Genomic DNA, 23,313 nt, shown 5'->3' on the forward strand with positions numbered 1-23,313 from the left:
CCACCAGGCAGAGTCGCCTACCCGCGAAATGGTTCAGCGGGGTTGCGGCAGACTCTCGTAAGCCCTTGATTTTCCTCTATTGCGGCGGCGGCGGCCAGCAGTGGCCCGCGCGGCTGCCGAATCCGGCGGCCGGCCCGGGCCTTGGCCGCTTTGCATAATCTGGCCTGCCACGCGCTTCGGCGTGCTGCGCCATCCTCTCCGAACCGCGCCAACTCCCATGAAGTTCCCCAAGGGCAGACCGCCCGCCGCCAGCCGACTGCGGCACCGGCCCCGGCACGCGCCGACCCCGGAAATCCCCGACGTGGCCTACCACCTGGCGCGCTTCAAGACGCGCGTGCTGGTGGCCGGCGCCACCGTGCTGTGCGCCTTCGGGCTGCTGGCCGCGCGCCTCGTGCACCTGCAGGTCACGCGCCACGACGACCTGGCCGCCCAGGCCGAAGGCAACCGCACGGCCGTCGTGCCCGTGGTGCCCGAGCGCGGCCTGATCCTGGACCGCAACGGCGTGGTGCTGGCCTCCAACTACTCGGCCTACACGCTGGAGATCACGCCCGCCAAGGCCGGCGATGTCGAGCAGACCATCGACCGCCTGGCGGACGTGGTGGAGATCACGCCGCGCGACCGCCGCCGCTTCAAGCGCCTGCGCGAGGACGCGCGCAACTTCGAATCGCTGCCGATCCGCAGCCGCCTCACCGACGAGGAGGTGGCCCGCTTCGCCGCCCAGCACTACCGCTTCCCGGGCGTGGAGATCAACGCGCGCCTGTTCCGGCGCTACCCCCTGGGCGAGACCGGCAGCCATGTGCTGGGCTACATCGGCCGCATCAACCAGCGCGAAAAGTCCGCCATGGAGGACTGGGACGAGGACGAGCAGGCCAACTACCGCGGCACCGACCACATCGGCAAGCTGGGCATCGAGCAGAGCTACGAAAAGCAGCTGCACGGCCAGACCGGCGTGGACGTGCTGGAGACCGCCGCCAGCGGCCGCGCCGTCCGCGAACTCAGCAACCACCGGGCGACCTCGGGCCGCACGGTGATGCTGACGCTCGACATCGCGCTGCAAAAGCTCGTCGAGGACCTGTTCGGCGAGCGCCGCGGCGCGCTGGTGGCCATCGATCCGCGCAGCGGCGAGGTGCTGGCGATGGTGTCCAAGCCGACCTTCGACCCGAACGCCTTCGTCGAGGGCATCGACCTGGACAGCTGGCAGGAACTCAGCGAGTCCATCGACAAGCCGCTGCTGAACCGCGCCCTGCGCGGCACCTACCCGCCTGGCTCGACCTACAAGCCCTTCATGGCCCTGGCGGCGCTGCAGCAGGGCGTGCGCGGCCCGCGCGACGTGGTCAACGACCCGGGCTACTTCAACTACGGCGGGCGCCGCTTCGGCAGCCCCGAGGGCAACCTGGGCGGCGTGGACATGCGTCGCGCGATCCAGCTCTCGTCCAACACCTACTTCTTCTCGCTGGCCGTGGACATGGGCGTGGACGCCATCCACGACTTCATGGCGCCGCTGGGCTTCGGCCAGGTGACGGGCGTCGACCTCCCGGGCGAGGTGCGCGGCGTGCTGCCCAGCACGGACTGGAAGCGCCAGGCCTACAAGCGGGCCGACCAGGGCCGCTGGTTCCCGGGCGAGACCGTATCGCTGGGCATCGGCCAGGGCTACAACAACTTCACCATGCTGCAGCTGGCCGTGGCCGAGGCGACGCTGGCCTCGGGCGGCATCAAGCACCGGCCGCACCTGGTGCGCGCGCTGCAGGACCCGGCCAGCGGCCGGGTGGAACCGCTGCCGCAGCCGCCCGGCAAGGACCTGCACTTCGCGCCGCGCAACGTCGGTGTGGTGCGCGACGGCCTGGTCGCCGTGATCAAGGAAGGCACGGGCAAGCAGGTGTTCGCGGGCGCGGCCTACAGCGCGGCCGGCAAGACCGGCACGGCCCAGGCCGTGACGCTGCGCCAGGGCGCCAGGTACAACGCCCGCGTGATGGAGGAGCACCAGCGCGACCACTCCCTGTTCGCGGCCTTCGCACCCGTGCAGGACCCGCAGATCGCGCTGGCCGTCATCGTCGAAAACGCGGGCTGGGGCGCCGCGGCGGCGGCCCCCATCGCGCGGCGCGTGTTCGACTACTGGCTGGACCCGCACCGGGAAGGGCAGGCGGCGGAACACTGAGCCGGGATCCGCCGCCGATCCCGGTGCCCTCGAAAAAATTTCGAACAGGCACGTGGCACGGCCGCGCGCATGATGCAGGGCATTCCCCGGCCCGCCCTGCACCATGGACGCCCATCCCGCCCCCCACCCTTCCCCAGGCACCGGCCGCCCGCCCCTGCGCGAGCAGATCACGGCGCACGACCGCACCCCCGAGCCCGAGGCCGTGGCCTTCCTGCTGCCCCAGGCCCGGGCGGATGCCGCGACGCACGGGCGCGCCCAGGCGCTCGCGGTGCAGATCGCCCAGCGCCTGCGCGAGCGCAAGAACGCCGCGGGCCGGGCCGGGCTGGTGCAGGGCCTGCTGCAGGAATACGCGCTGTCCTCGCAGGAGGGCGTGGCGCTGATGTGCCTGGCCGAGGCGCTGCTGCGCATTCCCGACAAGGCCACGCGCGACGCGCTGATCCGCGACAAGATCGCCCGGGGCCAGTGGCGCGAGCATGCCGGCCGCAGCCCCTCGCTGTTCGTCAACGCCGCCACCTGGGGGCTGCTGCTGACGGGCAAGCTGGTGTCCACGCACAGCGAGGCCACGCTCTCCACGTTGCTGACGCGCCTGATCGGCAAGGGCGGCGAACCCATGATCCGCAAGGGCGTGGACATGGCCATGCGCATGATGGGAGAGCAGTTCGTCACCGGCGAGACCATCGCCCAGGCCTTGCGGCATGCGCGCGAGCTGGAGGCGCAGGGCTTTCGCTACTCCTACGACATGCTGGGCGAGGCCGCAATGACCGCGGCGGACGCCGACCGCTACCGCCAGGCCTACGAGGACGCGATCCACGCCATCGGCCAGGCCTCCGCCGGCCGCGGCGTCTACGCGGGCCCGGGCATCTCGATCAAGCTGTCGGCGCTGCACCCGCGCTACAGCCGCGCGCAGCAGGCGCGGGTGATGGACGAGCTCTACCCCGTGGTGCGCAGCCTGGCGCTGCTGGCGCGGCGCTACGACATCGGCCTGAACATCGACGCCGAGGAAGCCGACCGGCTGGAGCTGTCGCTGGACCTGCTGGAGCGGCTGTGCTTGGAGCCGGCGCTGGCGCAATGGCACGGCATCGGCTTCGTCGTCCAGGCCTACCAGAAGCGCTGCCCCTTCGTGGTCGACCACTGCATCGACCTGGCGCGCCGCAGCCACCACCGCATCATGGTGCGGCTGGTCAAGGGCGCCTACTGGGACAGCGAGATCAAGCGCGCCCAGGTGGACGGCCAGGCCGGCTATCCGGTCTACACGCGCAAGGTCTACACCGACCTGTCGTACCTGGCGTGCGCGCGCAAGCTGCTGGCGGCGCCGGCGCAGGTCTATCCGCAGTTCGCCACCCACAACGCGCACACCATGGCGGCGATCTACGAGATGGCCGACCCCGCCAGCTGGCAGCCGGGCCAGTACGAATTCCAGTGCCTGCACGGCATGGGCGAGCCGCTGTACGAACAGGTCGTCGGCCCCACGCAGGACGGCAAGCTGGGCCGGCCCTGCCGCATCTATGCGCCGGTCGGCACGCACGAGACGCTGCTGGCCTACCTGGTGCGCCGGCTGCTGGAGAACGGCGCGAACACCTCGTTCGTCAACCGCATCGCCGACCCGTCGATCGCCATCGCCGACCTGGTGGAAGACCCCGTCGCGGCCGTGAAACGCATGGCGCAGGCCGAGCAGGTGCTGGGCGCGCCGCACCCTGCGATCCCGCTGCCCGCGCAACTCTATGGCCGTGCACGCCGCAACTCGGACGGGTTGGACCTGTCCAACGAAGACCAGCTGCGCACGCTGGCCGACGCGCTGCACGACAGCGCCAGCCTGGACTGGACGGCCGAGCCCCTGCTGGCGCAGCCCGCGGACGACAGCGCCCAGGCCACTCCGGCAAGCGGCTGGGCCAGCGTCGCCAACCCCGCCGATGCGCGCGACGTGGTCGGCCGTGTGCGGCCGGCCAGCGCGCAGGACCTGCAGGACGCCCTGGCCGCGGCCCACGCCGTGGCACCGGCCTGGGCCGCCACGCCCGCGGCCACGCGCGCCGCGGCGCTGGAGCAGGCGGCCGACCGGCTGCAGCAGCGCCTGCCCGTGCTGCTGGGCCTGCTCGCGCGCGAGGCGGGCAAGACCTGCGCCAACGGCATCGCCGAGGTGCGCGAAGCCATCGACTTCCTGCGCTTCTATGCGGCGCAGGCGCGCACCGCCCTGGGCACGGCACCGCGGCAGCCGCTGGGCCCCGTGGCCTGCATCAGCCCCTGGAACTTCCCGCTGGCGATCTTCATGGGGCAGATCGCCGCGGCGCTGGCCGCCGGCAACCCCGTGCTGGCCAAGCCCGCGGAGCAGACGCCGCTGGTGGCGGCCGAGGGCGTGCGCATCCTGCGCGCGGCCGGCATTCCGGCGGCCGCCCTCCAGCTGCTGCCGGGCGACGGCGCCACGGTGGGCGCGCAGCTGGTGGCCGATGCCCGCGTGCAGGCCGTCATGTTCACGGGCTCCACGGACGTGGCGCGCCTGATCCAGAAGACGCTGGCCCAGCGCCTGGGCGCCGGCGGCGCGCCCGTGCCGCTGATCGCCGAGACGGGCGGGCAGAACGCCATGGTCGTCGACTCGTCCGCGCTGGTGGAGCAGGTGGTGGCCGACGTGGTGGGCTCCGCGTTCGACAGCGCCGGCCAGCGCTGCTCCGCGCTGCGCGTGCTGTGCCTGCAGGACGACGTGGCCGACCGCGTGCTGCACATGCTGCAGGGCGCGATGGCCGAGCTCACGGTGGGCAACCCGGCCCTGCTCGAGACCGACGTGGGCCCCGTCATCGACGCCGAGGCACGCGACGGCATCGAGGCGCACATCGCGGCGATGCAGGCCCGTGGCCGCACGGTGCACCGGCTGGGGCGCTTCTCGGCGGACGCGGTCGGCCGGGGCACCTTCGTGGTTCCGACGCTCGTCGCGCTGGAGCATATCGGCGAGCTGCAGCGCGAGGTCTTCGGCCCCGTGCTGCACGTCGTGCGCTTCGCGCGCCCCGCGCTGGGCACGCTGATGGCGCAGATCGCGGCCACGGGCTACGGCCTCACCATGGGCCTGCACACGCGCATCGACGAGACGATCCGCGAGGTGGCGCAGGACGCCCGCGTGGGCAACCTCTACGTCAACCGCAACATGGTCGGCGCGGTGGTGGGCGTGCAGCCCTTCGGCGGCGAAGGCCTCTCGGGCACCGGGCCAAAGGCCGGCGGGCCGCTGTACCTGCACAGCCTGCTGGCCGCGGATGCCGGCACGGCGCTGCACGGCGCGGTGGCCAGCGCCCTGCCCGGCGCCACACCGGCCGACAGCGCGGCCCCGCCACCGGCCGCGCATGCCTCGCTGCTGGCATGGCTCGGCGGCCGCGCGGGCGGAAGCTGGGAAGGCCCGCAGCTGCCGGCCCTGTGCGCGCGGCTGCCGCAGGCACTGGGCCCGCACCGCGCGTGGCTGCTGCCCGGGCCGACCGGCGAGCGCAACCTCTACGCCTGGCACCCGCGCGAGGCCGTGCTGTGCCTGGCCGCCACCGAAGACGCGCTGCTGCTGCAACTGGCCGCGGTGCTGGCGGCCGGCAGCCGGGCCATCTGGCCGCTGCGCGCCGACACCCAGGCCCTGCGCGCCAGCCTGCCGCGCGACGTGCAGGAGCACATCGCGCTGGCCAGCGACTGGTGCGCGCCCGGCGTGGAGTTCGACCTCGCGCTGTTCCAGGGCGATGGAGCCGCGCTGCGCGCCGCGGCCCAGCGCCTGGCCGCGCGCGACGGCGCCATCGTCAACCTGCGCCGGTTCTCGGCCGAAGATGGCGCCTTGCCGATGGAGGCGCTGCTGGTCGAGCGCGCGACCAGCACCAACACCGCCGCGGCGGGTGGCAATGCGAGCCTGATGACGATCGCGTGAGCCTGCCGTGCCGTCACGCCACCGCGTCGTGGACGCGCGGTGCGACATAGGGCGACTCCACCACCCTGTCCATGGTGCAGAGCAGCCCGGCCCCCAGCATCGACTCGTACTGGTCGCGCGTGACGGGCATGCGGAACAGGGCGGCCGTGCCTTCGACATGGTCGGCGCGCAGCCATTCGAGGCAGCCCTTGCCCAGCCGGTAGCGGTGCGCGCCCTCGGGAACGTAGATGCTCAGTTCATGCAACTTGTCTCGGACGTTCATGGCGATCTCCCGACGAGGGTTGAGCAGCAGTCTGGGTTGGCGCAAGCGCCGCCTGTGTCGGACGGCAGCCCGTCTTGTTGCGGCGGGCCAGGGCAGGAATTTGGCGCCCGGGTTTCGCTCCGGGCGAGCGGGAGAGATCTGTTCTCCTACAGCCACGCGACCGGTGGGACAGGAAGCAGTCACGCCTGGGGCCAGCATAGGGGAGTCTTGTGACAGTTGCGGCCAAGCCCCCAGGCGCCGCGGGTGGTTGCCGCTGGCCGATGGTTCTCGTTACGTTTGCAACCGGCGGGTTGCGTTGCCACAAAGTGTCAGCACAATGCCGGCGCCTCCTGCACGAACAGGTGCAAGCACGCCATGACTTCACCCCAACGCCGCGAATTCCTGCCCCGCCACACCGTGGACGCGCCGCCCAACCGCTGGGACTGGGCGCTGCTGCCCCTGGTGCTGGCTGGCGTGGTGCTGCTGGCCTATGGCGCGCAGCAGATGGCCCAGCCCTTCCACATGGGCGACGTGCTGCCGGTCTCGCTGGACCCGTGGCAGCTGCCCTACTACCTGCTGCGCACCACGCTGCGCATGGCCATCGCCATGGTCCTGGCGCTGCTCTTCAGCGCGGTGTTCGCGGTGCTGGCGGCCAAGTACCGGCTGGCCGAGCGCGTGCTGGTGCCGCTGCTGGACATGCTGCAGTCCATCCCCATCCTGGGCTTCCTGTCGATCACGGTGACGGGCTTCATCGCGCTGTTCCCGGGCAGCCTGCTGGGCGTGGAGTGCGCCGCCATCTTCGCCATCTTCACCTCGCAGGCCTGGAACATGGCCTTCAGCCTGTACCAGTCGCTGCGCACCGTGCCGGCCGAGCTGCAGGAGGCCGCGCGCGTGTTCCAGCTCTCGGGCTGGCAGCGCTTCTGGCGGCTGGAGCTGCCCTTCGCCATGCCCGGCCTGCTGTGGAACATGATGATGTCCATGTCCGGCGGCTGGTTCTTCGTCGTGGCCTCCGAGGCCATCTCGGTGGCGCACCAGGACATCAAGCTGCCCGGCGTGGGCTCGTACATCGCGCTGGCCATCGAGGCGCGCGACCTGCCGGCCATCGGCTGGGCGATCGCCTGCATGCTGGTGGCGATCCTGCTGTACGACCAGCTGCTGTTCCGCCCGCTGGTGGCCTGGGCCGACAAGTTCCGCTTCGAGGAGAGCGGCGCCGATGCCGCCCCGCGCTCCTGGCTGCTGGACTGGCTGCACCGCGCGCGCGGCGTGCAAAGCGTGGCGGCCCGGTGCCGCCAGCTGCTGGCGCGCACGCTCACCTGGTTCCGGCGCAGCCACGACGGCACTTCGATCCGCGCCCGCCCGCGCGCGCCGTCGGCCCGCGTCGAACGCGTGTGGGACGCGGTGCTGGCGGCCGGCGTGCTGTTCGCCGTCGCCCGGCTCGTGCAGTTCGTGCACACCGAGGTCGGCTGGCACGAGGTGGCGCATGTGTTCGTGCTGGGCGGCTACACGCTGGCGCGCGTGCTGGTGCTGATCGTGCTGGCCGCGCTGGTGTGGGTGCCCATCGGCGTGTGGATCGGCATGAACCCGCGCTGGTCCGGGCGGCTGCAGGCGGTGGCGCAGTTCCTCGCGGCGTTCCCGGCCAATTTGTTCTTCCCGGTGGCGGTGGTGATGGTGGTGCACTGGAAGCTGGACCCCGACATCTGGCTCTCGCCGCTCATGATCCTGGGCACGCAGTGGTACATCCTGTTCAACGTGGTCGCCGGGGCGTCCGGCATCCCGAACGAGCTGCGCCTGGCCGCGCAGAACCTCGGCCTGTCGGGCTGGCTGCGCTGGAAGCGCTTCCTGCTGCCCGCTGTGTTCCCGAGCTTCGTGACCGGCGCCATCACCGCCAGCGGCGGCTCGTGGAACGCCAGCATCGTGGCCGAGTACGTGACCTGGGGCGACACCACGCTGCAGGCCCAGGGCCTGGGCAGCTACATCGCGCAGATGACCGCCAGCGGCGACTTCCCGCGCATCGCGCTGGGCATCGCCACGATGGTGGTGTTCGTGATGGGCCTGAACCATTTCCTCTGGCGGCGCCTGTACCGCCTGGCCGAAGACCGGATGCATTTATGAGCCCACCCCGTTTGGATGTCTCACTGCGTGTAGACATCCCATCCCCCTCAAGGGGCGCCGCCAGCGGCCTGGCAGAGCCAGTTCCGCGGCGTCTGCTGGCATGGCCTGCTCCGCGGCCTCTCGGGCAGCGCCTTGCCATGTGGCTTTGTGCTGCGCGTGCGGCGCAGCGCGCAATGGAACACCCGACATGACGCAAGCCATCATCGAACTCCGCGGCGTGGGCAAGTCCTTCCGCTCCTCCGACGGCCGCGAACGCCCCGTGCTGCAGCAGGTCGACTTCACGCTGCGCGAGGGCGAGATCGTCGCGCTGCTGGGCCAGTCCGGCTCGGGCAAGAGCACGCTGCTGCGCATCATGGCCGGCCTGGTGCAGGCGGACCAGGGCGAGGTGCAGTACCGCGGCCAGCCGCTGCACGGCCCGGCGCGCGCCATCAGCATGGTGTTCCAGTCCTTCGCGCTGTTCCCCTGGCTCACGGTGCAGCAGAACGTGGAGCTGGGCCTGGAGGCGCGTGGCGTGGCGCAGGCCACGCGCGCCGCGCGCGCGGCCGCGGCCATCGACCTGATCGGCCTGGCGGGCTTCGAGGGCGCGCTGCCGCGCGAACTGTCCGGCGGCATGCGCCAGCGCGTGGGCATCGCGCGCGCGCTGGTCACCGAGCCCGACGTGCTGCTCATGGACGAGGCCTTCTCGGCGCTCGACGTGCTGACCGGCGAGCGCCTGCGCGAGGACATCCTGCAGCTGTGGCGCAGCGGCAGCATGCCGACCAAGGCCATGCTGGTGGTCTCGCACAACATCGAGGAGGCCGTGATGATGGCCGACCGCGTGCTGGTCTTCGCCAGCGACCCGGGCCGCATCCGCTGCCAGCTGGCCATCCAGCTGCCGCGCCCGCGCGACGAGGACAGCCAGCAGGTGCGCGGGCTGGTCGACGAGGTCTACGCGCTCATGACGGCCGGCGCCACGCGCCGCGCGGCCGGCGCCGGCGAGACCGCGGCCGAGCAGCCCGCGTCCGCCCTGCTCACCGACCGCCTGCCCGCTGCCGACGTGGCGCGCATGGACGGCCTGCTCGAGCTGCTGGCCGAGCCCCCCTTCGACGGCCGCGCCGACCTGCCCCAGCTGGCCGAGGAAGCCAGCCTCACCGACGCCGAGCTGCTGCCCGTGGCCCACGCCGTGGCGCAGCTCGGCCTGGCGCTGCTGGCCGGCGGCGACCTGCAGATCACGCCGCTGGGCCGGCGCTACGTGGACGGCGCCCACGGCCTGCGCCAGGACCTCTTCGGCCAGCAGCTGCTGGCGCACGTGCCGCTCATCGCGCACATCCGCCACAGCCTGGAGCAGGAGCCCACGGGCGAGCTGCCCGACGCGCCCTTCCTGCGCCTGCTGAGCGAACAGCTCGGCGAGGCCGAGGCGCAGAGCGTGCTGCGCACGGCCATCAGCTGGGCGCGGCACGGCGAGGTGTTCGAGTACGACCTGCGCACCAGCGCGCTGCGGCTGCCGACCGGGGACGAGGCGCCGGGCTGAGCGGGCCCGTGCCGCCAACGGCACCCGGGGCACGTCCACGGGGTCGAGCCCGGCCGCGAAGCCCGCACCACGCATCCGTTCGTGCGCGGCGTCCACGCCCGCCGCATCTCCACACGATCCACACAATCGCTCGACGCCCGGGCAAGGTTGGCTTCCCAGAATGGCGGGCATGCCGCGCCCTTCGCACCGCGAAGGCGGCGCCAAGGCATGCATCCCTCTCTCAGGAGTCTCCCCGACATGCGCAACAACGATCAGCTGCTGGCCGACGAAGCGAAGTACTGTTCCTTCGGCGATACCGTGCACTACGTCAATCCCCCCAAGATCTTCGACGGATGCGACGGCAGCTACATGTTCGACGCCCAGGGCACGCCGTACCTGGACCTGCAGATGTGGTATTCGGCCGTGAACTTCGGCTACAAGAACAAGCGGCTGGAGCAGAAGATGATCGAGCAGCTGCAGACGCTGCCGCAGATCGCCAGCCAGTACCTGCACCCGACCAAGATCGAGCTGGCCAAGTTCATCGCCGAGGACGCCAAGGCCAAGTGGGGCAACGACGGGCGCGTGCACTTCAACGTGGGCGGCGCGCAGGCCATCGAGGATTCGCTCAAGGTGGTGCGCAACGCCACCGGCGGCAAGAGCCTGATGTTCGCCTTCGAGGGCGGCTACCACGGGCGCACGCTGGGCGCCTCCAGCATCACGTCGAGCTACCGCTACCGCCGCCGCTTCGGCCACTTCGGCGACCGGGCGCAGTTCCTGCCCTTCCCCTACCCCTTCCGCCGGCCCAAGGGCATGACGGCCGAGGAGTATTCCGAATCGCTGGTGCAGGACTTCGCGCGCAAGTTCGAGAACGAGTACCACGCCGTCTGGGACCCCAAGACGCGCCAGTGCGAATACGCGGCCTTCTACGTCGAGCCGATCCAGGGCACGGGCGGCTACGTCGTGCCGCCGGCCAACTTCTTCAAGGGCCTGAAGAAGGTGCTGGACGAGCATGGCGTGCTGCTGGTGGTCGACGAGATCCAGATGGGCTTCTGGCGCACCGGCAAGCTGTGGTCGGTGGAGAACTTCGGCGTGAAGCCCGACGTGCTGGTCTTCGCCAAGGCGTTGACCAACGGGCTCAACGCGCTGTCGGGCCTGTGGGCGCGTGAGGAACTCATCAACCCCACCATCTTCCCGCCGGGCTCCACGCACTCCACCTTCGCGTCCAACCCGCTGGGCACGGCGCTGGGGCTGGAGGTGATGAAGATGACGCACGAGGTGGACTTCGGCGCGCAGGTGCGGGCCAGCGGCTCGTACTTCCTCGAAGGCCTCAAGGAGCTGCAGAAGCGCCACAAGGAGATCGGCGACGTGGACGGCATGGGCCTGGCGCTGCGCGCCGAGATCTGCACCGACGACGGCTTCACGCCCAACCGCGCGCTGCTCGACAAGATGGTGGACATCGGCCTGGAAGGCACGCTGGAGTACAAGGGCCAGAAGCGCGGCCTGGTGCTGGACGTGGGCGGCTACTACAAGAACGTGATCACGCTGGCGCCCTCGCTGATGATCACGCGGCCGGAGATCGACGAAGCCCTGGTGCTGCTGGAGCAGCTGCTGGTCCGCGCCAAACGCGGTTGATGCGGCGGATGGACTGCCGCAACCTGGTGGAGCCGGGCGCGCTGGTCGCACATTTCCAGGCGCACCCGCCCGAAGGGTTCGCGCCGGTCGCGGGGCTGGCGGCGCCGGCCTTCGAGGCGCCGTTCGACCTGCTCACGACGGCCGACGACGCTTTCAAGGCACGCCTGCGCCGGCTGCCGCTGTACCAGCACTGGTCGCGCTGGCTGCGCGTGCGCACCGGGTTCGTGGGCACCACGGTGACCGAGTACGCGCCGCTGCCCGGCGCCGCGGCCGCGCCTGCGGCGTCGGATCCACCGGGCACGCAGCGCAGCGCGGCCGGCTTCGCACGCGAGGTGCGCCGCGTGCTGGGCGGGCGCTTCCGGCTGGCCATCGTCAAGGACATCCCGCAGGATTCGCCGCTGCTCTCCGATGCCGACAACGCCTATGCGCGCGCGCTGGCGCAGGCCTGCGCGGACGAGGGCTTCCTGCTGGTGGAGGGCCAGGCGCTGGCCTACGTGCCGATCGACTTCGCCAGCATCGACGCCTACCTGGCCCGGCTGTCGCCGAGCCGCCGCCAGAACCTGCGCCGCAAGCTGCGCAGCCGGGCCGAGGTAGCGGTGCAGGTGCTGCCCACCGGCAGCCCCGCGCTCGACGACGGCCGCATCGCGGCCTACTACGCGCTCTACGAGGGCGTCTATGCGCAGAGCGAGGTGCATTTCGACCGGCTCACGCCGGCCTTCTTCTCGGCGCTGCTGCGCGACGCGGAGGCGGGCGGCGTGGTCTTCGAATATCGCCGCCGCTCCACCGGCGCGCTGCTGGGCTGGAACCTGTGCTACCGGCACCAGGGCCGGCTGGTCGACAAGTACATCGGGCTGGCCTACCCCGATGCGCGCGCGCTCAACCTGTACTTCGTCAGCTGGGTCGAGAACCTGGAGTACGCGCTGCGCGAGGGCCTGACGCACTACGTCGCCGGCTGGACCGACCCGGAGGTCAAGCGCAGCCTGGGCGCACGCTTCACCTTCACGCGGCACGCGGTCTACGTGCGCCAGCCGGTGCTGCGTGCCCTCGCGCGCAGGCTGGTGCGGCATTTCGAGAGCGACCGGCAGTGGCACGAGGCAACGTGACGGCGTCCCCCCGCCCGCCGGTGGTGCTGGACCTGGACGGCTCGGTCGCGCAGCTGGCCGGCGAGCGGCGGCTGGCGCTGGCGCAGGACTGGCAGGAGCGGCTGCGCTTCGGCTGCGGCCTCCCTTGCATGCAAGCCTTCGCCCGCGTGCTGCAGCGCGAGATGCCGCCCTGCGCCGCGCACGGCACGGTGTTCATGGGCAGCGGCGACTTCCACCACCTCAGCTGGCCGCTGGTGGCGCGCTGCATCGCCGCGCACGGCCACACCACGGCGCGGCCACTGCGCGTGGTGGTGCTTGACAACCACCCCGACAACATGCGCTACCCCTTCGGCGTGCACTGCGGCTCGTGGGTGCGGCGCGTGGCGCTGCTGCCGCAGGTGGCGCAGGTGCACGTGATCGGCATCACCTCGGCCGACATCGGGGCCGGCCACGCCTGGGAGAACTACCTGCGCCCACTGCTGGCGCGCCGGCTGACCTACTGGAGCGTGGGCGTGGACACGGGCTGGGCGCGCTGGCTGGGCATCGGCGCGCAGTTCCGCACCTTCGCCGATGCCGACAGCCTGGTCGACGCGTGCAGCGGCCTGCTGGCGGCGGACGGTACCGCCGCCTACCTCAGCATCGACAAGGACGTGTTCGCCCCCTCGGTCGTGCGCACGAACTGGGACCAGGGTGTCTTCCAGGTTCGCCACGCCGCGGCCATCGCCGGCGCGCTGCGCGGCCGCCTGGCCGGCAGCGACGTGACGGGCGACGTCTCGCAATACCGCTACCGCTCCGCCTGGAAGCGCCTGCTGAGCGGCCGCGACGGCCAGGACACCGCTGCCGAGCGCGCCGAGCTGCCCGCCTGGCAGGCCGCGCAGGGCGCGCTCAACGGGGCGCTGCGCACGCTGCTGGACGCAGCGGCATAACGGGCCTCTTCGCTCGGGGGCGGGTCGGGGCGAGGGCGCGCGCCGCACCCGCTTCGGGCCGGCGCGAAGGTGGTGCACAAAAAGATGGCAAAGTCCGACCGTCCATAGCATGTTGGATGGACGACGCGGTACATGACCGGCCCTTGCCGGGAGGACGATGCCTTTCACCTTCTTGATCTTTCTTGTCATCGCCGTGTTCGGCGCAGCCCACGCGCAAGCCGCACCACCCTATGTCATCGCCATGCAGCAAGAGGCCGCAAGCACGACCGAACTGGCCATGCGGGTGGTGCAGGAGGCATTCAGGCGGGCCGACTTGCCGCTCGAGTTCAAACGGGTGCCCATCTCCAGGGCGCTGGAAATGGCCAACGCGGGCGAGGTGGACGGCGACCTCTACCGGATCAAGGACGTGGCCGCTTCACGCCCGAACCTCATCGTGGTGCCCACGCCCTTGCTGGACATCCAGATCGCCTTGTATTCCAAGCTCGCGGGCTTCCGGCAGATGAACCGGGCGCAGGTGGAGAAGCTGTCGTTCGGTCGAACGCGCGGGGCCAATTCACTGGTCAAGCATGGCCAGGGCCTGCGCATGACCGAAGCGCAGACCCTCGACGCGGCATTCCAGATGCTGGAGAGCCACCGGTTCGACGTGTGGATGGCGACCTACCTCAGCGGCGAGGAAGAGTTGAAAAAGCGCCAGCCCATGGCGCTGGAGCGCTGGCCCTACGAATGGGCGTCCGAGCCAGTTTTCCTCATCCTCCACAAGAAGAACGCCGAGCTCGTGCCGAGACTGGATGCGGCTTTGCAGCAAATGCAGAAAGAAGGCGTGATCGACGCGCACTACCAGGCCGCGCTCCAGAGCGTCGGCTTGGCGCCGTTGCCCAAGGCCCGCTGACATCGCGCAGCGGCGGCACCTTCAAGCGCAGCAGCGCCGCAGCACCGCGCAGATCGCGTCGAACTGCGCCTCGTGCAGCCATGGGCTGTTGCCCAGGGACAGCACGCGGCCGGCGAAATCGCGGGAGTTCGGTAGCGGGTCTTCCGCGGCCTGCGTCAACAGCGCCCGGTAGCGCGCGTAGTCGGGTAGCGCGTGCACAAAGGGCAGGCCGGCGCCCACGCCGGCACCCCACAGGGCCTGCAGCGCCGCGTCGCGGCGCGCCCGGTCGGGCAGCAGCAGCAGCAGCACCGGCCACACGCCGCGGGCGCCGCACACGGTCGGGCTGTCGCCCAGCACCGCCAGCCCTGCGATGGCGCGCAGGCGCGCGGCGCGTTCCCGCGCCTGTTCGGTGCCGCTCGCCAGCCAAGCCGGCAGACGCGCCAGCGCCTGCACGCCCACGGCCTGCCGCCAGCGGCCTACGGCGTGCAGCGCGATGCCGGGTCCGAAATCGTCGCCCGCCGCCTCGACCAGGTCGCCACGCGCCAGTGCCCGGCGCAGCGACCGGCCGTAGACCCAGCGCAGGCCGTCCGGGCGGTACAGCGCGGCGTAGCCCAGCAATTCCAGGCTGCGGCGCAGTTCCCAACCCAGGCGGAACGGGGCGATCTCGCGCGCGATGCGCCGGCAGTCCTCGCGCAGCGTGGGGTCGGCTACCACCAGGGCGCCGCCCTCGAACAGCGTCAGCCCCTTGCCCACGGCGAGGCTGAAGAAGACCACGTCGCTGCCCGTGCCGATGCAATGGCCGCCGACCCGGGCGCCCAGGGCTTGGGCCGCGTCTTCCACCACCCAGGCGCCGGCGGCATGCGCCAGCGCGCGGGCAGGCGCGGCGTCGGCCACGCGGCCGCCCAGGTGCGTGGGCAGCACGGCCAGCGTGCGGGGGCCGCACAGCGCGGTTAGCGCGGCGGGGCACAGGTCGATGCCGCCCGGCTGCAGGTCGCACAGGCGCACCGTCAGCCTGCAGTGCGCCACGGCCATCGCCACCAGCGGGCAGGTGTAGGCAGGCAGCACCACCTCGCGCCGCTGCGGCGCACGCGCGTGCAGCGCCTTCAGCGCCACCACCAGCGCAGCCGTGCCCGAGCACGTCACCTGCACCGCCGGCACCTGCAGGAACCGCGCGAGCGCCGCGCCCAGGTCGCTGCCGCTCGTGGGCAGCAGGTCCGCCGCCCGCAGCGGCAGGCCGGCGGTGGGCGGCGCCTCGCGTTTCAGGGACATGGGACCGCGATGGGCAATGCCTCGCACGTCAAAGACATGAGGCAGCAGCGGACGGCGACCCGGACTTCAGGCATTTGGCGACGGCGGCGCCGAGGGCTCGCTGCCCTCGCTGCGCGCCAGGCAGACGATGCCCGCCGCGATCAGCAGCCCGCCCAGCAGCTGCGGCCAGCCCAGGCGCTCGCCGAAGGCGACGGCCGAGACGCCCATGACCGTCACCACCTCCAGGTGCGATGCAGCGAATGCCGGGCCGATGGGGGCGTGCTCCAGCAGCGTCATCCAGGTGAAGAAGGCGCCGGCGTAGCCCACCAGCGCACCGTAGATCCACGGCTCGCCGAACACGCGTGCCAGCCAGGCGCCGGAGGGCTCCAGCGGCAGAGCATGCTCGCCCGCCAGCTTGAAGCTGACCTGGGCCAGCGTGTCGAAGGCCACCAGCACGATGAAGCCGATGGCGTAGAAGCGCTTGAGCGGCCGGCCCGCGGAAGGTGCCACGACGCTCACGCCTGCAGCCCCACGACGGCGACGCCCGCCGTCACCAGCAGGATGCCCGCCAAGCGCAGCGGCGACAGCGCCTCGGCGAACAGCAGCCGGCCGGCCAGCATCACGACGACGATGTTGATCGAGCCCAGCAGCACGCCGTCGGACAGCGGCACCAACGACAGGAAGGCCAGCCACACCAGGAACTCGGCCGCGTAGCAGCCCACGCCGATCCACAGCCAGGGCCGGCCCAGCATCCAGCGCCAGCGCGCCAGGCCGGTGCCCGCGCGCGCATCGGCCTGGGCTGCGGCTTTGAAGGCCAGCTGGCCGCAGGTGTCGAGCAGCATGTTGGCCGTCCACAGGCCCACCGCCAGCGCCGGCAGGCCGCCGCCCGCCTCCGGCGTCATGCCGCCTCCGCGGACAGGCGCTGCGCGAAGGCCAGCGTGTGCGCCAGCACGCTGCGGCGCTCGCGGTCGATGGTGATCATGTGGTAGCTGTCGTCCAGAAGCACCAGCTCCACCGGGGCATGGCGCACGCCGCGCACGATGGTGTGGGCGTTCTGCACGGAGGCGATGTCGTCCTCGCGCGCGTGGATCACCAGGCACGGAGCGCGCACCAAGTCCAACCGGCGGCGCACGTGCGCGGACAGAGCGCGCATCTCGATCACCGACCACCAGGGGTTGCCCGGCAGCCCGGCGGCGGCGCTGTCGCCGCCCTGCATCTGCGCGACGATGCGCTCGCGCAGCGTGGCGTCCTTGATGCCGTAGGGCGGCTGCTCCATGAAAACGCTGCGCCTGCCGATGCCCAGCGCCTTGAACAGGGGCAGCAGGAAGTCGAGCCGCGTGTAGGCCGGGATGCTCCAGCCGTCGTAGCGGAAGGTGGTCGACAGCGCGATGGCGCCCGCCACCTGCTGCGGCCGGTTCTGCGCCAGGGCAAGCGCGAGCACGGCGCCCATGGACAGCCCGCCCACGACGATGCGCTGCGCGCCGGTCAGCCGGCACAGCTTGTCGGCACCGCGCCGCGCGCTGGCCAGCCAGTCCTGCCAGCTGGAGTCCAGCAGGTCGTCCACGCTGCCGCAGTGGCCGGCCAGCTGGACGGCCAGCACGGTGAAGCCGGCGCGGTTCAGGCCCTTGGCCAGCAGCCGCATCTCGTTGGGGGTTCCGGTCAGGCCGTGGATCAGCAGCACGCCCCTGGCGGCGTTGTGGCCGTGGCCTTCGAGCACGTATTCGCTGTCCATGGCCTGCCTGGCTGCTGCGCTGTCGATGCCGGCGGTACTGCGCAAGGCGTTGGTGTTCATGCGGCCAACTCCACCGCGCTGGGATGCGGCAACAGCAAGGCGGCCTGCGAGAAGTCGGTGAAGGCGGCGTGCGCGATACCGTTGGCCATGCAGTGGCCGATGAGCTTGTGCTTGGCCAGCACGAAGTCCGCGCGCCCGGACACGCAGAAATCCGAGGTGCCATCGCCCACGAAGAGCACGCGGTCGTGGCGCTGTTTCTGCTCGGCCAGGCGCTCGCACTTGCAGTTGCCGCTGGCGCGCACGCACGCGGCGCTGGCCCAGGGCGACTGCAGCTGCCAGCCGCGGGGGGCGGTCTGCACCAGGCGGTTGGCGATCACCGGGAGCGCACCGAGCCCATGGCGCCGCAGCACGTGGTGGATCGCATGGTCGATGCCGTCGCTCACGACCTGGACCGGCATGCCGAGCGCGTGGGCGGTGCGCACGAATTCCGGGAAATGCGGGTCGATGGCGAGGGTGTCCAGGTGCGCGTCCAGCGCGCGCCGGTCCATGTCGAGCAGCGCGACCTGGCCCTTCATGCATTCGCGCGAGCCGATGTCGCCGCGCTCCCAGGCGTCTTCCAGCGCCTGCCAGCCGTCACGGCCGAAGCGCTGCAGCAGCGAGTCCGTCACGTCCTCGGTGCTGATGGTGCCGTCGAAGTCGCACTGGACGATCCAGTTGCCACCACGGGGCGGGAGGGAGCGCGAAGCGGCGGCTTCGCATGCGCGGTCGTCAGTCATAGAAACTCACCTTCACGTTCTGTCCGACACGCGCGCTGGGCGCCTGTGCGAACTCCAGGATGCATTCCACGGTGCGGGGCGTGCCGCGGCGGTTGTCGTCCTGCAGGCGGCTGGCACCGAGCACCGGGCTGATGCGCACGAGCCGCGCCGCCGGCAGCGCGGACGCGGCGGCATCGCCATCGGTCACCACCACGGCACGCTGGCCCACGTGGACCTGGCCGAGGAAGCTCTCGTTGAGCTCGGCACGGACCTGCAGCGGCCGGTTGGGCAGCAGCGTGAAGGCGGTGGCGGTGGCCAGCGCGTGCTGGCCGGGCTTCACGGCGACACGCAGCAGCACGCCGTCCTGCGGCGCCACCAGGCTCAGCCGGGCGCGCTGTGCACGCAGCAGCGCGATGCGGCTGCGCGCCACCTCCGTCGCCGCCCGCCCCACCAGCACTTCCGATTCCAGGTCCTTGACGGCCTGCTGCGCTTCGTCGGCCCGCTGCGGCTCGGCTGCGCCTGCGCGCGCGGCGCCGGCCAGGCGGCTGGCCGTCTGGCGCAGCGCGGGCAGCCGTTGCGCCTGCGCGTCGACCCGGGCCTGCGACAGCCGCAGTTCCGCCTGCGCCACCGCCAGCTCCTCGGCGCCGGCGGGGTCTGCCAGTTGCGCCAGCGGCTGCCCGCGCCGCACGGCCTGGCCCTCCTGCACGGCGACGGCAGCCACCGGCCCGTCCTGCCCGAAGTTGAGGTCGAGCAGCCCGCCCTGCACCTCGATGAGGCCGCGCGCCACGGCCACTGCCGGCTGCGCCGCGGGCGCGGCGACGGCGGCCTGCAGCGGCATGGCGGCGTGGTCGCCGCAGGCGCACAGCGCCAGGGCCAGGACCAGCGGCAGCGCGGTCCGGCACCGGCGAAGGAAATGGGATCGTGTCGGCTTGCTCATGCTGCGGTTTCAGGAGTCGGGGAAGGTGGCCGCCAGTCGCTGCGGATGGCGCCGTCCTCCATGCCCACCACGCGGTCGGCGTGGCGCACCAGGCGCGGGTCGTGGCTCACGCACAGCACGGTGGTGCCGTGCGTGCGCGCGACGCGGTGCAGGATGTCGATCACGCGCTGCCCGCTCTCGGCGTCCAGCGCACTGGTGGGCTCGTCGGCGAACAGCAGCTGCGGCTCCTTGGCGATGGCGCGGGCGATGGCCACGCGCTGCTTCTCGCCGCCCGACAGCTGCCAGGGGCGCATCTCCATGCGGCTGGCCAGGCCGACTTCGTCGAGCGCCCGGCGCGCACGCACGCGGCTCTCGCCGTCGCGCATGCCCAGGTAGCCCAGGGGCACCTGCACCTGCTCCACGGCGGTCAGGGCCGGGAACAGGTTGAAGCCCTGGAACACGAAGCCCGTGTGCTGCAGGCGAAAGCGCTCCAGCGCCCGCCGGCCCAGCTGACCGAGGTCCTGGCCCAGCGCCAGCGCATGGCCCGCATCGGGATGCTGCAGGCCGGACAGGATCGACAGCAGCGTGCTCTTGCCGCAGCCGGAGGGGCCGGCGATCAGCGTGAGTTCGCCCGCGCGCACCGCGATCGAGAGTTCGGAGATCACCTGCACGTGCACCGCGCCCGACTGGAACGACTTCCTGATCTGGCGGGCCTGCAGGCTGGTGGTGGCCGCGGCTTCTGGACGGTCTCGCAGCATGTTCAACGCAGCAGCATGGAAGGGTCGGCCCGCAGCACGCCGCGCATGGCCACGATGCCGGACAGCAGCGCGACCAGCACCACCATGGCGGCGCAGGACAGGGCGACGGCGGGCGTCATCGCCACCGGAACGCCGTAGGCCGCCGCCACGCCGAGCAGGCTGGCGCTGGCCAGGGCGGCCAGCAGCAGGCCGAGGCCGCCGATCCAGCCGGCCTGCTCGACCACCAGGCGGCCCAGCGCGCCATGGCTCACGCCCAGGGCGTTGAGCACCGCGTACTCGCGCGAGGAGCCGGCCACGACCGCCAGCAGCGACTGGCTGGTGACGACGACGCCGACGACGCACACCACGACGACCATGAACAGCACGGCCACGCCGGCGCCGGTGTCGAAGATCCAGTAGAGCTGCGAGCGGCGCGAGAACTGCTGCGCGGTCCAGACCTCGTAGGGGCCGAAGGCGGCCTCGGTCCGGGACAGGCGCGCCTGCGCCGCCTGGGCGTCCGCCGGCGCACGCGTGCTGGCGACCCAGTAGGTGCTGCCGCCGGTGGCATCGGCGTCGGACAGGTCGCGCGCGGTCTCCAGCGATGCGAGGACGTTGACGCCGCCGAGCCCGCGCAGGCCGCTGATGGTGGCCGCCACGCGCACGCGGTGGCCGTTGATCCAGGCCACCTGGCCCGCACGCGTGCCCAGCGTGTCCAGGTCGGCCTGGTCGACGATCACCGCGCCGGGCGCGCGCAGCGCCTCACGCTGCCAGGGCGTCAGCAGCCGCGCGAACATCAGGCCGTCGGCCGCGGTGCGGATGCCCGACACATAGACGGGCACCCCGCCGGTGCCGGGGTCGGCGCTGTACCAGTCGGCATCCACCCACAGGTAGGGTTCGACCGCCTGGACGGCCGGGTCCATCTGCAGGCGCGATGCCAGGTCCGAGCCGATGGTGCGGCCAAAGCTCACGCTCTGCGTGCCGGGGTAGCCGACCCACAGGTCGGCGCGGGAGGTGTTCACGTACACCGCGGCGCTGCCGAAGATGCCCAGCACCAGCGCGGCCTGCACGACCAGCAGCAGGCCGGAGAAGCCCACGGCGAAGATCGAAGGGACGAAGCGGCGCCATTCGTGCACCAGCGTCTTGCGGGCCAGCGCGATCATCCGGCGCCCCCGGCGTCGGCCGCCTGCGGGCCGGGCGCAGGCAGCGGCGCGCCGCCCAGGGCCTTGTAGAGCGCGACGTAGGCCAGTGCGCGCGCATCCTGCGCCGCCAGCAGATCGGCCTGCGCCTGCAGCGCCGCGCGGCGCAGCGCCAGGCCGTCGTATTCGCTGGACAGGCCCAGGCCGCGGCGGACCTGGCCGCCCGCGGCCTGCGCCTGCAGGCCGGCCCAGGCCGCCTGCAGCGCCTGCGCACGCGACTGCTGGGCGGCGTAGGCCGCCAGCGCGCGTTCGGCCTCGTCGACCCCGGCCAGCGCGGCGCGCCGGTAGCCCAGCAGCGCCGCGTGGAGCGCCTCCTGCTGCGCCTGGACCTGCAGCGACCGGCGGCCCCAGTCGAACAGCGGAATGTCGATGACGGGGCCGAACGCGGGCACGTTGTCGGTGCGCGTGCGGAAGTTGCGCGTGAGGTTGTACGAGTACAGCAGCGAGCCCATGATGGCCAGCCGCAGATAGAGTTCGGAACGCGCCAGCCCGAGGGCCGCGGCGGCCTTGCGCACCTGGGCCTCGGCGCCGCGCACATCGGGGCGCGTGCGCACCAGGTCGGCCGGCAGTTCGGCCAGCGCGCCCGGTTGCAGCGTGGCGCCACCGGCGCCGGCGGGCCCTGCGCTCCAGGCCGGATCGGGGGCCTGGCGCCCCAGCAGGGTGGCGAGCGCCTGCGCGGACTGCGCCATCGCCTCGCGCGGCATGAACTGCGCGGCGCGGCTCTGGTCGATGCGGACGCGGGCCAGTTCCACGTCGCCCTCCTGCCCCAGGCGGGCCTGCCGGCGCACCTCGGCCAATTCGGCGCCGCGCGACTCCAGTTCGCCGACCTGCAACTGCAGCTGCAGCTGGCGCCGGGCGGCCTGCAGGTCGAGGTAGTGGCGCACCACGTCGGCGACCACGGCCACGCGCACGCCCTGGGCGTCGGCCTCGGCGGCATCGGTGTCGGCCGAGGCCGCGTCGCGCGTGCTCTGGCCGGCGCCGAACAGGCCCAGCTCCCAGACCATGTCGATGCTGGCGTGGAAGTAGGTGTCGGTGGCCGAGATGTCCTGCAGCGTCTGTGCGTTGATGCCCAGGGATGGCTTGAACGCGAGCGCCGCGCGCCGGCCCTGCAGGCGCACCTCGCGCAGGCGGGAGGTGGCGATCGCCAGGTCCAGGTTGTGCGCCAGCGCCTCGTCGACGAGCGCGTCGAGCGCCGGGTCGCCGAAGGCCTTCCACCAGCCGCGCAGGTCGACCTGCGTGGCCCCGGCCAGGGCGGGCTGCGTCCAGGCGGCCGGCATGGACGGCGGCGCCGGCGGATCGGCCGGCACCGGTGCGGCGCAGCCGCTGGCCAGCGCGGCGAACGCCACGGCGTGCAACAGGAAGAAGGGGGTGCGGTTCAAGCCGGGCCGTTGTTGGGTGGTCTGGGCCCGGCTCCGGTGCCTGGGCGCTCAGTGCTGCCGATTGGGCTTGGGCAAGCTTGCTTCGCAGTGCACGCCATGTGGAGATTGCGTGGAGATGGCCGGCCGCTGCCGGCCCGCGTCGTGCGCAGGACAATGCGCCCGAGCCAGTCCCGGCCTGCGCGTGCACCTGCCGCGCCGGCCGAACGTTCTACCCGCATGACCATGACCAGCACAGCGCCGCCACCCGGACCCCTCGTCCTCGTCGTCGAGGACGAGCCCAGCATCGCGAGCATCCTCACGGCCTACCTGGAGCGCGAAGGCCTGCGGGCCCGCCAGACCGGGGACGGCACCACGGCGCTGCAGCTGTTCCGCCAGCTGCGGCCCGACCTCGTGCTGCTGGACATCCACCTGCCCGGCATCGACGGCCTGGACCTCCTGCGGGCGATCCGCGAAGACGGCCAGACGCCGGTCATCATGGTCACGGCGCTGGCCGACGATGTCGACAAGCTGCTGGGCCTGCGCATGGGCGCCGACGACTACGTGGTCAAGCCCTTCAGCCCGCCGGAGGTCGTGGCCCGCGTGCGCGCGGTGCTGCGCCGCGCGGCGCCGCAGGCCGCCGCCAAGGGGACGGCCTCGATCCGCGTCGGGCGCATCGAGATCGACCACCGGGCGCACGAGGCCCTGGCGCATGAACCGGACGGGCGCACCGTGCCGCTGCCGCTGACACTCACCGAGTTCCGCCTGCTGGCCTGCCTGGCCGCCCAGCCCAGGCGCTGCTTCTCGCGCAGCCACCTGATCGAGCACTGCCTGCCCGAGAGCGATGCGCTGGACCGGGTCATCGATTCGCACCTGTCCAAGCTGCGGCGCAAGCTGCAGCAGGCAGGCCAGGGCGACCTGATCGAGACCGTGCGCGGCATCGGCTACCGGCTGTTGCCCGGCGACGCCCTGTCGGCCTGAGGCGCGGG

The 23,313-nt window shown here is 72.3% G+C and carries 19 protein-coding genes; 9 read left to right on the forward strand and 10 right to left on the reverse strand.

Going from position 1 to position 23,313, the window contains the following annotated elements; genetic code table 11:
• The first annotated feature begins 217 nt into the window (after positions 1-217).
• Together mrdA and putA are read left to right on the forward strand one after the other, a co-directional pair.
• A complete protein-coding gene (gene mrdA, locus ASF44_RS05960) occupies positions 218-2,155 on the forward strand; it encodes a penicillin-binding protein 2 (RefSeq protein ID WP_082524560.1) in 1,938 nt (645 codons plus the stop codon).
• Between the two features lie 103 nt (positions 2,156-2,258).
• Positions 2,259-6,035 carry a trifunctional transcriptional regulator/proline dehydrogenase/L-glutamate gamma-semialdehyde dehydrogenase gene (putA, locus tag ASF44_RS05965; RefSeq protein WP_056898301.1) on the forward strand — a complete coding sequence of 1,259 codons (3,777 nt, stop codon included), beginning with the start codon at positions 2,259-2,261 and terminating at the stop codon, positions 6,033-6,035.
• Between the two features lie 13 nt (positions 6,036-6,048).
• Here putA and ASF44_RS05970 read toward each other — a convergent pair whose 3' ends face one another.
• Positions 6,049-6,297, reverse strand: a complete 249-nt coding sequence (locus ASF44_RS05970) for a hypothetical protein (RefSeq protein WP_156374372.1) — start codon at positions 6,295-6,297, stop codon at positions 6,049-6,051.
• A 354-nt stretch (positions 6,298-6,651) separates the two neighbouring features.
• Here ASF44_RS05970 and ASF44_RS05975 point away from each other — a divergent pair, with 354 nt between their 5' ends.
• From ASF44_RS05975 to ASF44_RS06000, 6 genes are all read left to right on the forward strand, one after another.
• Positions 6,652-8,388, forward strand: a complete 1,737-nt coding sequence (locus ASF44_RS05975) for an ABC transporter permease subunit (RefSeq protein WP_056898303.1) — start codon at positions 6,652-6,654, stop codon at positions 8,386-8,388.
• 187 nt (positions 8,389-8,575) lie between these two features.
• The gene (locus ASF44_RS05980; RefSeq protein ID WP_056898304.1) at positions 8,576-9,898 is read left to right on the forward strand and encodes a nitrate/sulfonate/bicarbonate ABC transporter ATP-binding protein; all 1,323 of its coding nucleotides are present in this window, start codon (positions 8,576-8,578) and stop codon (positions 9,896-9,898) included.
• Between the two features lie 237 nt (positions 9,899-10,135).
• On the forward strand, positions 10,136-11,509 hold the full coding sequence (locus ASF44_RS05985; RefSeq protein ID WP_056898305.1) for an aspartate aminotransferase family protein: 1,374 nt from the start codon (positions 10,136-10,138) through the stop codon (positions 11,507-11,509).
• Between the two features lie 8 nt (positions 11,510-11,517).
• Positions 11,518-12,612 (forward strand): GNAT family N-acetyltransferase, encoded by a 1,095-nt coding sequence (locus tag ASF44_RS05990; RefSeq protein ID WP_056898306.1) that lies wholly within the window; start codon positions 11,518-11,520, stop codon positions 12,610-12,612.
• Positions 12,609-13,517: a hypothetical protein gene (locus tag ASF44_RS05995; RefSeq protein WP_056898307.1), complete on the forward strand. Its 909-nt coding sequence runs from the start codon at positions 12,609-12,611 to the stop codon at positions 13,515-13,517. The genes ASF44_RS05990 and ASF44_RS05995 overlap by 4 nt, the downstream gene beginning before the upstream one ends.
• A gap of 157 nt (positions 13,518-13,674) precedes the next feature.
• Positions 13,675-14,406, forward strand: a complete 732-nt coding sequence (locus ASF44_RS06000) for an ABC transporter substrate-binding protein (RefSeq protein ID WP_056898308.1) — start codon at positions 13,675-13,677, stop codon at positions 14,404-14,406.
• A gap of 21 nt (positions 14,407-14,427) precedes the next feature.
• Here the strand turns inward: ASF44_RS06000 and ASF44_RS06005 are convergent, their stop codons facing one another.
• The 9 genes from ASF44_RS06005 to ASF44_RS06045 form a co-directional block, all read right to left on the reverse strand.
• Entirely contained in the window at positions 14,428-15,654 is a 1,227-nt protein-coding gene (locus tag ASF44_RS06005) for a DegT/DnrJ/EryC1/StrS family aminotransferase (protein ID WP_056898309.1), read from the reverse strand.
• Positions 15,655-15,720: 66 nt separating this feature from the next.
• On the reverse strand, positions 15,721-16,143 hold the full coding sequence (locus ASF44_RS06010; protein WP_056898442.1) for a multidrug efflux SMR transporter: 423 nt from the start codon (positions 16,141-16,143) through the stop codon (positions 15,721-15,723).
• A gap of 5 nt (positions 16,144-16,148) precedes the next feature.
• Positions 16,149-16,535, reverse strand: a complete 387-nt coding sequence (locus ASF44_RS06015; RefSeq protein ID WP_056898310.1) for an EamA family transporter — start codon at positions 16,533-16,535, stop codon at positions 16,149-16,151.
• Complete coding sequence (locus ASF44_RS06020) at positions 16,532-17,365, reverse strand: carboxylesterase (RefSeq protein ID WP_235579150.1); 834 nt, start codon at positions 17,363-17,365, stop codon at positions 16,532-16,534. Before ASF44_RS06020 ends, ASF44_RS06015 begins: the two co-directional genes overlap by 4 nt.
• 56 nt (positions 17,366-17,421) lie before the next feature.
• The gene (locus ASF44_RS06025; RefSeq protein ID WP_082524561.1) at positions 17,422-18,141 is read right to left on the reverse strand and encodes an MtnX-like HAD-IB family phosphatase; all 720 of its coding nucleotides are present in this window, start codon (positions 18,139-18,141) and stop codon (positions 17,422-17,424) included.
• Positions 18,134-19,057, reverse strand: coding sequence for an efflux RND transporter periplasmic adaptor subunit (locus ASF44_RS06030; protein ID WP_056898312.1), 924 nt, complete (start codon positions 19,055-19,057; stop codon positions 18,134-18,136). The genes ASF44_RS06025 and ASF44_RS06030 overlap by 8 nt, the downstream gene beginning before the upstream one ends.
• On the reverse strand, positions 19,054-19,794 hold the full coding sequence (locus tag ASF44_RS06035; RefSeq protein WP_056898313.1) for an ABC transporter ATP-binding protein: 741 nt from the start codon (positions 19,792-19,794) through the stop codon (positions 19,054-19,056). Before ASF44_RS06035 ends, ASF44_RS06030 begins: the two co-directional genes overlap by 4 nt.
• 2 nt (positions 19,795-19,796) lie before the next feature.
• Positions 19,797-20,933 (reverse strand): FtsX-like permease family protein, encoded by a 1,137-nt coding sequence (locus ASF44_RS06040; RefSeq protein ID WP_056898314.1) that lies wholly within the window; start codon positions 20,931-20,933, stop codon positions 19,797-19,799.
• Positions 20,930-22,348 carry a TolC family protein gene (locus ASF44_RS06045; protein ID WP_235579143.1) on the reverse strand — a complete coding sequence of 473 codons (1,419 nt, stop codon included), beginning with the start codon at positions 22,346-22,348 and terminating at the stop codon, positions 20,930-20,932. Before ASF44_RS06045 ends, ASF44_RS06040 begins: the two co-directional genes overlap by 4 nt.
• A 222-nt stretch (positions 22,349-22,570) precedes the next feature.
• On the opposite strand from ASF44_RS06045, the gene ASF44_RS06050 reads away from it, so the two are divergent.
• Positions 22,571-23,305: a response regulator gene (locus ASF44_RS06050; RefSeq protein ID WP_056898315.1), complete on the forward strand. Its 735-nt coding sequence runs from the start codon at positions 22,571-22,573 to the stop codon at positions 23,303-23,305.
• The last annotated feature ends 8 nt before the right edge of the window (positions 23,306-23,313 follow it).

The sequence above is a fragment of the Pseudorhodoferax sp. Leaf274 genome, assembly GCF_001422445.1.
Taxonomy (GTDB): Bacteria; Pseudomonadota; Gammaproteobacteria; order Burkholderiales; family Burkholderiaceae_C; genus Pseudorhodoferax.